8 protein-coding genes are annotated in these 11338 nt (G+C 46.0%); 2 read left to right on the forward strand and 6 right to left on the reverse strand.

Annotation, left to right across the window (positions count from 1 at the left end):
- Nucleotides 1–145: 145 nt before the first annotated feature.
- The 5 genes from R7070_RS23895 to glnA all read right to left on the reverse strand — a co-directional run bounded on the left by R7070_RS23895 (nucleotide 146) and on the right by glnA (nucleotide 7621).
- Nucleotides 146–2692: an EAL domain-containing protein gene (locus tag R7070_RS23895; RefSeq protein ID WP_017635014.1), complete on the reverse strand. Its 2547-nt coding sequence runs from the start codon at nucleotides 2690–2692 to the stop codon at nucleotides 146–148.
- A 102-nt stretch (nucleotides 2693–2794) separates the two neighbouring features.
- Nucleotides 2795–4198 (reverse strand): nitrogen regulation protein NR(I), encoded by a 1404-nt coding sequence (gene glnG, locus R7070_RS23900; RefSeq protein ID WP_017821941.1) that lies wholly within the window; start codon nucleotides 4196–4198, stop codon nucleotides 2795–2797.
- Between the two features lie 57 nt (nucleotides 4199–4255).
- Complete coding sequence (gene glnL / locus R7070_RS23905; protein ID WP_017821940.1) at nucleotides 4256–5302, reverse strand: nitrogen regulation protein NR(II); 1047 nt, start codon at nucleotides 5300–5302, stop codon at nucleotides 4256–4258.
- 132 nt (nucleotides 5303–5434) lie between these two features.
- Entirely contained in the window at nucleotides 5435–6016 is a 582-nt protein-coding gene (locus R7070_RS23910; RefSeq protein ID WP_042522597.1) for a DUF4124 domain-containing protein, read from the reverse strand.
- 195 nt (nucleotides 6017–6211) lie between these two features.
- Nucleotides 6212–7621, reverse strand: a complete 1410-nt coding sequence (gene glnA / locus R7070_RS23915; RefSeq protein ID WP_005379275.1) for a glutamate--ammonia ligase — start codon at nucleotides 7619–7621, stop codon at nucleotides 6212–6214.
- A 530-nt stretch (nucleotides 7622–8151) separates the two neighbouring features.
- Between glnA and typA the strand changes: the two genes are divergently transcribed.
- On the forward strand, nucleotides 8152–9981 hold the full coding sequence (gene typA, locus R7070_RS23920) for a translational GTPase TypA (RefSeq protein ID WP_005379276.1): 1830 nt from the start codon (nucleotides 8152–8154) through the stop codon (nucleotides 9979–9981).
- Nucleotides 9982–10053: 72 nt separating this feature from the next.
- Complete coding sequence (locus R7070_RS23925) at nucleotides 10054–10596, forward strand: AAA family ATPase (protein WP_031779018.1); 543 nt, start codon at nucleotides 10054–10056, stop codon at nucleotides 10594–10596.
- Nucleotides 10597–10627: 31 nt separating this feature from the next.
- On the opposite strand, the gene R7070_RS23930 is transcribed toward R7070_RS23925, so the two are convergent.
- Nucleotides 10628–11269 carry a DUF2959 domain-containing protein gene (locus R7070_RS23930; protein ID WP_005382972.1) on the reverse strand — a complete coding sequence of 214 codons (642 nt, stop codon included), beginning with the start codon at nucleotides 11267–11269 and terminating at the stop codon, nucleotides 10628–10630.
- Nucleotides 11270–11338 lie beyond the last annotated feature (69 nt).

Here is an 11338-nt window from a genome sequence, read left to right on the forward strand (position 1 = left end):
TGTCGATCCGGATAGTTATGAACTGGAACAGGGCCCAAACATCATCTGTGACAATACATGGGTAAGATTTGCAGTTAAGTATAAATAACAGTTGGGTAGATTGTCAGTAGAGGATGACTAGGAAATCAACGATTCTCGCTCTTTTCTACTTCATGTTCACCAAATGTGTTGGCCATTCTTCTAGTGGCATAGGGCGGCTGTAGTAGAAGCCTTGCACCTGATTACAGCCTAAAGAGCGCAGTAATTGTGCTTGATTGCTATCCTCGACACCTTCCGCGACGACATTAGTTTTGAGACCTGCTGTGATATTGATGACGGCAGCGACGACTGAACTGTTTAAGTTTTCTTGTGTGAGTTGATTGATGAAGGTGCGATCAATCTTCAAGCAGGTAAACGGCAGAGAGTGGAGGTAACCCAGTGATGAGTAGCCGGTGCCAAAGTCATCTATCGCGATACCAATACCCATTTCACGCAGTTTAGTCATATTTTCTAGTGTGGTCGGTGCGCTATCAATGATACGTGATTCTGTGATCTCTAGTGTGAGGTTACTTGCTGGTAATTTCGTGATATCCAATACGCTTGTCACCGTATCAACAAAACTTGGGCAAGATAGTTGATTAACGGAGATATTCACATGCAGTTGGAAGTCCGACGGCCACTGTTTGCTTTCGATCGCTTGGTAAGTGTCGCGACAAGCTTGTAACAGAATCTGTTGGCCGATGGCTTTGATCATGCCGCTTTCTTCCGCGATTGGGATAAAATCTAATGGTGACACCATACCTGAGTCGCTATGCCAACGCGCCAGTGCTTCGGCGCCACACACTGTGCCACTGACGAGATCCACAATCGGTTGGTAATGAGGAATAAACTCTCGGTTTTCAATGCCAGTTTGGATCTTGGTCAGCATTTGCGTACGAAACTTTGAAGCGCTCGCTAGTTCTGGGCTGTAGTGACAAACACCAGTCAGTGAGTCTTGTTTAGCGTAACTTAATGCGATGCTGGCGTTGCGTAACCATAAAGGCATGGTTTCGTTTGGCTGGGTTTGTACAATACCAAGTGAAATCTTCATCACTACATTCTCGCCTTCCACCATAAATGGGGTGGAAAAGAGTTGCTGTAATCGACGCTCGGTTTGTTTAATTTTGGTTTCAGTGTCGACATTTGAGAGAAACACCGCGAACTCATCACCACCAATCCGAGCCAATAATGCGTTGTCACGAAACTGCTGTTTTAGCCTTTCAGCGATGCTGACCAACAACTGGTCGCCGTTGTGATGACCCACACTGTCGTTGATATCTCTAAATTTGTTGATACCAAGTAAAAATAAACTGCCGTGACAAAGATGAGACTGATTTTCACAGATTTCGACCAAACCCTGACGGCTATATAAGCGTGTTAGAGAGTCATAAACTAACTGTTCACGCAATGCTTTGAATGAAGCTCTTAGATTGTTCGCCATTTCATTAAAAGCATGAACCAGTACGGTTGTCTCATACACATAACCAGGCTTTGGCATGCCGCTATCCCAATCCCCATTTGCCAGGTGCTGAGCGGCGGCGGCCGTCGCGTTAATTGGTCTGGTAACTCGGTTGAAAATGATCCAACTGATGGCGATCCCAAATAGGCTTACAATAATGCCAACGAGCCAACTCTCTTGCTGGCTTTTTGGTAACAGGCCGAGAAGCTCGGACTCCGAAATGGAGGTGCCAATAAACCATGTTAAGCCATCTTGGTCTCGATACGGGGTTAGCCGACTGAAAATACGTTGTCCATCATGTTCAAATGAAAAAGTATAAGGTTGCTTGGTGTTGTTGAGATCGAAAGACCGGACGCGGCTCGCACTGATTTTGATGATCGGGTCTGCGTTTTCAGCGGCAAGCAAACGCTGCCCTTTATCCGAAAATTTTGTGCCCCATGAGATGACGCTTCCCGGGCCTGAGTGAGCGATTAAACGATGATCTGGGTCCATGATGTAGACCGACGCTTTAGTGTTGTATTTTAACTCGCGCAGGAATTCGTTGAATGTATTGATACGAATGTCTGTCACCAAAACACCAGCAAATTGGTCGTGTTTGTACACCGGCGTCATGGCTGATAGCGTAATATCCTGGCGTTCATCAGCGTTGGTATAAATTTCAGACCAAGTGGCGTTTTGGCTCTCTGCAACGGGCTTATACCATGGGCGAGTGCGAGGATCGTATTGGGAGATAACCGTTCGAATGTTGTTACTCACATGGTTGGTTCCATAAATAACCAGATCACCATCGGTGTGGCGATCTTGCACCATTAAGGTGTAATCGTCGGAAAGTTCGCGGCGAAAGCCTGCAAAGTCGCCGTTTTCTGAACCAAATGCGATTACATCCAACTGCGGTATCGATTGGTAAAGATTTTTGAATGCACTTAGCAGGTAGTTTTGAATGTCTGAGGTATCGTGAGGGCGATAAAGGTTGTGATAGCTGACGTTGTGCGCGAGAGCCATAACCGCAGTAAAAGGCTTACGTAGATAGCTATTGAGGTGGTCGTGGACACTTTCGGTTAACACGGAAAGTTGCTTGTCACTGATATCCGTGACCACTTCTTCGTAACTTTGTTTTTGGACGTAGACAATGACACCGATCGCCAGTAAGAAGATCATGACAAATGGAATCAGAACAGCAGTACGCAGTGTAATTTGAGTCGTAGCAGTAGACATCGCCTAATCACATAGATGGTGGTGCGCCACAATTGTACTGATGTTTTTATTAATATCGAGTGACAAACGACGCTCGTTGTTAACGCACCACGTAAGTGATTGTCAGTACAATTCTTTTAATTTTCTGGTGAGTGTATTTCGCCCCCAGCCTAATACTTTAGCGGCATCTTGCTTATGACCTTTAGTGTGCTCTAAGGCTGCTTCTAATAAAATGCGTTCAAATTCTGGTAAAGCGTAAGAAAGTAGTTCTTTATCTCCTGCTGCGAGTGAATGCCGTGCCCAATCCGCCAATTGTTCTTGCCAACTACCATGTGCAGAGTCTGAAATGGATTTTTTCTCTTCGAGTAGTTCGCTTGGCAAGTCATTTGGTAACACTTCGCTACCACTGGCCATAACGGTTAACCAACGGCAAATATTCTCTAATTGACGAACGTTGCCAGGCCAATCAAGGCGGTTAAGAATCTCCACGGTCGATGGGTGGAGAGTTTTTGTTTCCACACCAAGCTCATCAGCCGCACGGATAAGAAAATGCTGTGTAAGCTTTTCAATGTCTTGCTTACGCTCACGCAGTGCCGGGATCTGCACGCGAATCACGTTTAAGCGATGAAAGAGGTCCTCACGGAAGTCACCTTCTTGCACCAGCTTTTCTAAGTTCTGGTGTGTTGCCGCGACAATTCGTACATCGACACTGATCGGAGAGTGACCGCCCACTCGATAAAACTGCCCGTCAGCTAGAACGCGTAGCAAACGAGTTTGAATGTCCAATGGCATGTCGCCGATTTCGTCTAAAAATAGAGTGCCGCCATTGGCTTGTTCGAATCGTCCTTGACGAACATTGTTTGCCCCCGTAAACGCGCCTTTTTCGTGGCCAAACAGTTCTGATTCAATCAAGTCTTTGGGAATTGCCGCCATATTGAGCGCAATGAAAGGTTTGTTAGCACGTGGACTGTGACGGTGCAGTGCATGAGCAACGAGTTCTTTACCCGTGCCCGATTCACCGTTAATCAAGACTGAAATAGAGGAGCGAGAAAGACGACCAATGGCGCGAAACACCTCTTGCATCGCTGGTGCTTCACCGATAATTTCAGGCGTTTCTGCTGGAATGTCTTCTGGAGAGAGCTGCTCGCGTTTGTTTTCGTGGCTGTGTGCAATGGCTCGTTCAACCAGAGTTAAAGTTTCATCAATATCAAAAGGTTTTGGTAAATATTCAAAAGCACCTTTTTGGTACGCATTCACTGCCGCATCTAAATCTGAATGCGCGGTCATGATAATCACGGGAAGGTCTGGGTAATCGCGCTGTACTTGCTTTAGTAGCTCCAACCCATCAATACCTGGCATGCGAATGTCTGATACTAGAACATCCGGCACTTCGCGTTCGAGCGCCATTAACACGCTTTCTCCATCGGCATAGGTTTCACATTTGATGTTGGCAGAGGAGAGTGTTTTCTCCATTACCCAGCGAATTGAACTGTCGTCATCAACGACCCAAACATATCCTTTACTCATGTAGTAATCCTTGCAGCAAACCGAAAAACTGACGCGACTTGAAGTCCATTAGCGCACTCAGATCGGCAGATAAATAGTAAATGTTGTGTGACCAGGCCAGCTTTCTACGTCTATTTTTCCATTGTGCTGGTCGATCAAATTTTGCGAAATAGATAGCCCTAATCCAGTTCCTCCCTCGCGGCCACTGACCATGGGATAGAACAGCGTGTCTTGTAGTTCCGGTGGAATACCTGGGCCGTTGTCTGTGATTTCGACACGAGCAGCGAGTTTACAGCGTTTGCCGTGAATATTGGCTTGATGCACCGTTCTGGTGCGAATGGTTATTTTCCCGTGCTCTTGATGGCTAAGAATTTGTGCGGCGTTGCTGACGATATTAAGCATTGCCTGCTCGATTTGGTCTGTATCCATCAAAATCTCTGGCAAGCTTGGGTCATAATCTCGTTCAATGATGATTGAGCGTTGTGACTCTAATTCAACCAGTTGGCGAACCTTTTCAAGAATTTGGTGCAGATTCTCTTGTGTCTTCTTACCTGGCTTTTGCGGTCCTAGTAATCGATCCACGAGCGCCCTTAAACGGTCTGCTTGCTCAATGATGATGTGTGTATATTCGGTGAGAGAGGGCTCTGGCAGCATTTTTTCTAGCAATTGCGCCGCACCGCGTAAGCCGCCAAGCGGATTTTTAATCTCATGTGCAAGCCCTCGGACTAACAGCTTCGCTGCTTGTTGTTGGGCGTGTTGGTTCAGTTCTTGAGAGAGTCGGCGCTGCTGATCAATTTTGCGCATCTCGACCAGAAGCATCAACTGCTTTTGCCAAGTGATAGGGCTAACCGTCACCTCTAGCATTAAAGGGCGGCCATCAACAACGAAAGTGACGTCACTGTCGGTGATGCTTTGGCCACTTTGCAACGGTTGAGTGAGCAGCGCGAGATCCAGCGACGCATGCTGAATCAATTGAGAAAGTGATTGTTCAATAATTCGTTTGGCGCTTTGAGAAAACAGCAATTCGGCAGCCGGATTGGCATAACGGATGGCCAATCCATCATCAAGAATCAGCGTTGCTGTCACCATATTGTTGAGAATGGCACTAGGAAGACTGGTATCCACATTACGTCCTTGTTTTGCTTTAAGATTGTGCGATGCACAATAATGGTGCAATTGAACGTTAAGTATGGCGAATAAATCTTAGAAGAAAAAGTGAAAAGCATCGCTGTGATGTGATTTTTTTCACCAGATATTCTATTTTGCCCCTTTTACGGTCGGCTTAACACTTGCTCTATGTAAATGCACCGTTATAGGGCTAGTAGATGCAATAAGCTTGCCGCTTCTTTTCGCGTGCACAGCAAGTGTGTGAGTGCCTCGGTCAATATTGTTTAACTGCCACACTATATGGTTTTGTGGTGCACCATAAGGTTTTCCATCGAGTAACAATTGCAATTGCTCACCGATACCAAGCTTGCGATTGGTTTCTAATTGAATATTGATGATGCCTCGATTGCTGCGGATGGTCTCGTTGTGCTTGGGAGTCAGCATCGAGAGTTGTAATGGGAGAGGCTGATCGGTTGTTTTCTCTGGCTTGTTTTGTGATGCAGTAGATGGCGTAGTCTGAGGTGCGAGCGATTCAGTACTTTCTACCTCAGGAGCTGGTGCGCTGGCTTCAAGGTTTGGCAGTGCGATCGCTTTTGCTCCTTTGTTTGGCGTATCACTAAAGTGAACCACGCCATTTTCATCTACCCACGTATACGCGACCTGCGCGAAGGCGATAGAGGCGATTAACAATCCGCTGAGTGCACACAGTGATGGAATAAGCTGAACTTTCATTGCTCACCTTCTCTTGTTCGATGATTTCACGTTTCAATGGCTTAGCTCTTTGACCTGTAAGGAAAAATTCTAAGTGTATTTTTATTATCCTCTCATGTTAAACGTCGAAGCTTGACTGGCGAATACAAAAAAGGCCCGCCTGCGAGGCGAGCCTAATATTTTATTGCTGTGTTTACATTTTACACAGTGTCGACCTTACACAGAGTAGTAAAGTTCGAACTCAACAGGGTGAGTTGTCATGTTCACACGCTCTACGTCCTGAGACTTAAGGTCGATGTATGAATCGATGAAGTCGTCAGAGAATACGCCGCCCGCTGTTAAGAACTCACGATCAGCATCTAGCTCTGCTAGCGCGTCTTTTAGTGAGTATGCAACAGTTGGGATTTCTGCTGCTTCTTCAGCTGGAAGATCGTAAAGGTCTTTATCCATCGCTTCGCCTGGGTGGATCTTATTCTTGATACCGTCAAGACCAGCCATAAGCATTGCTGCGAAACATAGGTATGGGTTCGCCGCTGGGTCACCGAAACGAACTTCGATACGACGTGCTTTCGGGCTTGGTACCACTGGGATACGGATTGAAGCAGAGCGGTTACGCGCTGAGTAAGCTAGCATTACTGGTGCTTCGAAGCCTGGTACAAGACGTTTGTACGAGTTTGTTGATGGGTTAGCGAATGCGTTGATTGCACGAGCGTGTTTGATGATACCACCGATGTAGTAAAGCGCCATTTCAGATAGACCGCCGTACTTGTCACCAGCAAATAGGTTTACGCCATCTTTTGCTAGAGACTGGTGAACGTGCATACCGCTGCCGTTGTCGCCAACAAGTGGTTTAGGCATAAACGTCGCTGTTTTACCAAACGCGTGAGCAACGTTGTGTACAACGTACTTGTAGATTTGGATTTCGTCAGCTTTGGTTGTTAGCGTGTTGAAACGAGTTGCGATTTCGTTTTGACCCGCCGTTGCCACTTCGTGGTGGTGCGCTTCAACAACAAGACCCATTTCTTCCATTACTAGACACATAGCAGAACGGATGTCTTGAGATGAATCTACTGGAGCTACTGGGAAGTAACCACCTTTAACGCCTGGACGGTGACCTTTGTTACCTTCTTCGTAGTCAGAACCTGTGTTCCATGCCGCTTCTACGTCGTCGATTTTGAAGAAAGAGCCTGACATGTCTGTCGAGAACTTCACGTCATCAAATAGGAAGAATTCTGGCTCAGGACCGATAAGTACAGTATCTGCAACACCAGTAGACCGCATGAAGTCTTCAGCGCGTTTTGCGATAGAGCGTGGGTCACGGTCGTAGCCTTGCATTGTTGCAGGCTCTAAGATGTCACAACGGATATTTAGTGTTGCGTCTTCCGTGAATGGGTCAAGCACAGCAGAAGATGCGTCAGGCATCATTACCATGTCTGATTCGTTGATACCTTTCCAGCCAGCAACTGATGAACCATCGAACATTTTACCTTCTTCGAAGAAGTCTGCGTCGATTTGGTGAGCAGGGATCGAAATGTGCTGCTCTTTACCTTTTGTATCAGTGAAGCGTAGGTCAACAAACTTAACTTCGTTTTCTTGGATCAGCGATAGAACGTTTTCTACTGACATCTTGGATAACCTCCAGTGTTAATAAGCGGTAAAAGCTCGATTTATGAATTATTCATGAAACCTGGCATTGATTAATCAATTTGACTTTTCATTAATCGATGCTGTTTTAACTAAAGCCAAAACCGTGCCAAAAAAAATATTCCATTAATTTCAAGCAATTGTGTTTTTGAATGCTAGTTTGGTGCAGTTGCTTGCACCAAAATGATCTTTGATTGCACTATTATGGTGCTAAAAATCATTGTTGCACCATAATGTGACAGGTACATTGCGTATTCAGCCCAGTTTTTGAGCAAGAGTCAATTTGAATTATGCATCGATTAGAATAAAGTTGCGTTTAATCAATTCGTTCTGAGGAAGAAAATGGGCATTAAGCGTAAAAATCGCAGAAATGCTCGGGAGTAGATCACATATTTCTAGGCTTTTTGCTAAAATCTGGTACATTATGGCCGTTTTTTTAATCAGCAAATGTCGCCAGAGAGCACCCGTTCTCAGCGTGGGGGCATTTCATCTATCTAAGTGAATCAATATCCATGGCTACTCCACAGATTGATAAATTAAGAAATATCGCGATCATCGCGCACGTTGACCACGGTAAAACCACGTTGGTTGACAAGCTGCTACAACAATCAGGCACGCTTGAGTCTCGCGGTGAAGCTGAAGAGCGAGTCATGGACTCGAACGACATCGAGAAAGAGCGCGGTATTACCATTCTTGCTAAAAACACAGCAATCGACTGGAACGATTACCGTATCAACATCGTAGATACTCCGGGACACGCGGACTTCGGTGGTGAAGTTGAGCGTATCATGTCGATGGTAGACTCTGTACTACTTATCGTTGACGCAGTTGATGGTCCAATGCCTCAAACGCGTTTCGTAACACAAAAAGCGTTTGCTCACGGTCTAAAACCAATCGTTGTAATCAACAAGATTGACCGCCCTGGCGCACGTCCTGATTGGGTTATGGACCAAGTGTTCGACCTGTTCGACAACCTAGGTGCAACTGATGACCAGCTAGACTTTAAAGTAGTTTACGCATCAGCACTTAACGGTTGGGCTTCTCTAGAAGAAGGCGAAACTGGCGAGAACATGGAACCACTATTCCAAACTATCGTTGATGTTGTTGACGCGCCAAATGTTGACCTTGATGGTCCACTACAGATGCAAGTTTCTCAGCTAGACTACAGCTCTTACGTTGGTGTTATCGGCGTGGCTCGCGTAACTCGTGGTAGCGTTAAACCAAACCAGCAGGTAACCATTATTGGTGCTGACGGTAAAACTCGCAACGGTAAAGTGGGTACAGTAATGGGCTACCTTGGCCTAGAGCGTCACGAAGTGGAACAAGCTAACGCGGGTGATATCATCGCAATCACTGGTCTTGGCGAGCTGAAAATTTCTGACACTATCTGTGCACAAAACGCAGTAGAAGCATTACCACCATTGTCTGTTGATGAACCAACAGTAACGATGACATTCCAAGTAAACACGTCTCCATTCGCGGGTAAAGAAGGTAAGTTCGTAACGTCACGTAACATCCTTGAGCGTCTTGAGAAGGAACTGGTACACAACGTTGCACTACGCGTTGAGCAAACAGACGATCCAGATAAATTCCGCGTGTCAGGTCGTGGTGAACTTCACCTTTCTATCCTGATCGAAAACATGCGTCGTGAAGGCTTCGAGCTTGCGGTATCTCGTCCAGAAGTAATCATCAAAGAAGAAGATGGTCAGTTGATGGAACCGTTCGAAACGGTAACTATCGACGTAATGGAAGAGCACCAAGGCGGCATCATGGAGAACATCGGCCTACGTAAAGGTGAGCTGAAAGACATGTCTCCAGACGGTAAAGGTCGTGTGCGTATGGACTTCGTTATGCCATCACGTGGTCTGATCGGTTTCCAAACGGAATTCATGACACTGACTTCAGGTTCAGGTCTTCTTTACCATACGTTTGATCACTACGGCCCTCACAAAGGCGGTAACATCGGTCAACGTGTAAACGGTGTACTAATCGCGAACGCGATGGGTAAAGCGCTAACTAACGCACTGTTCAACCTTCAAGAGCGTGGTCGTCTATTTATCGGTCACGGTGTTGAAGTTTACGAAGGTATGGTTATCGGTATTCACAGCCGTGACAACGACCTAACGGTAAACGCACTGAAAGGTAAGCAGCTAACCAACGTTCGTGCATCTGGTACAGATGACGCACAGGTTCTTACTCCGCCTATCAAGATGACTCTTGAGCAAGCACTAGAATTCATCGATGACGACGAGCTAGTAGAAGTAACGCCTGAAAGCATCCGTATCCGTAAGAAGTTCCTAACGGAAAGCGACCGTAAGCGTGCTTCTCGTGGCGCGAAATAATTTTCGTTAAGCGATTCAATTAAGAAGAAGCCTCGAGTTATGCTCGGGGCTTTTTGTTTTCTGGAGTTGAATATGAACCCGATTATTATCACCGGTGGGCCTGGTGCGGGAAAAACAACACTGCTGAATGCGCTAGACGCGTGTGGTTATGCCACGTTTCCTGAAGGGTCTCGCGACTTGATTGAGCAGCAAAGCCAGTTAGAAAATGGTATTTTGCCGTGGACGAATTTACCTGAGTTTGCCAAGTTATGCCTTGGGTTGATGGACAAACAAAAGAGTGATGCGCGTTGTCATGATGTTGCGTTTGTTGATCGCGCCATCCCCGACATCATTGCATACCTACAAGTGGGCGGCTGTAAGGTTGACCAAGCTTTCTTAACCGAAAGCGCTGGGTACCATAGTCAGGTGTTTACTTGTCGACCTGAAGCATCCATTTACGTACAAGATGAAGTGCGTCCGCACAGCTTTGAAGAAGCATTGGAGATTCATCAGTCGTTAGTGAGCGTCTATACTGAGTTGGGTTATGAAGTGGTAGAAGTGCCATGGGGAACTGTACCAGAGAGGGTAGGCTTTGTTCGAAGAGTCATCGGTTTACTCGGTGAGGTCGCCGACTAAAACCTCCTCACTAGGAGGAGGTCTAAATCATTTACTTTTGATTGAGCTTTTGTAGGAATTTATCGGACTCTGCAATCGCTTCGTTCATTTGTTTGATCGCAAACTGAATGTCTTTCTCTAAGCTAGAGAACTCACCTTGCAAAGAACCAATCGCACTGGCGTTAAGGTTGTGTTTTAAGTACAACGTGTTGTCACGTAGCGTATCCAGTACCGGTGTCATCTTTTTCTCTGCACGCTTCATAGCGCTAAGCATGGTTTTGTACGAGGCTTTGGTTTCACGTAGTTTTTGCTCGCTTGAACGACGCAGTTTCGCACTCGAGTACAGCTCTAGCTCATCTTGCCACTCATCAAACAGTGCGCCGGATACGTCTTCAATCGCAGCAATACGGTCACGTACGTCTTGAGCCGCTTTTTCGCTATCTTCGTATTTGTCATTGATGTTGTTGTAGACATTTTCTAGCTCACCACCATCAAAGTTGGTGATCGCAGACAAGGCTTCAAGTGCACTGGTGAATTCTTCTTGTGCATCTTGTTGAGATTCTTTGGCATCTTCGACGCGGTCGACCATAATATCTCGTTTATGATACCCAACCTGCTCCATTGCTGAGTAATAAGCAGATTGACACCCTGTTAAAGTGAAAATTGATAGTACAATTGCTAATAAATAAGGCATTCTTATGTCCTCGGCGCTAATTATGGGATGAACTATGAACCAGTTATCAGAGAGTTACAAGGCGAGATT

Origin of the sequence: Vibrio sp. 1557 (assembly GCF_033340175.1) — a bacterium.
Classification (GTDB): domain Bacteria; phylum Pseudomonadota; class Gammaproteobacteria; order Enterobacterales; family Vibrionaceae; genus Vibrio; species Vibrio alginolyticus.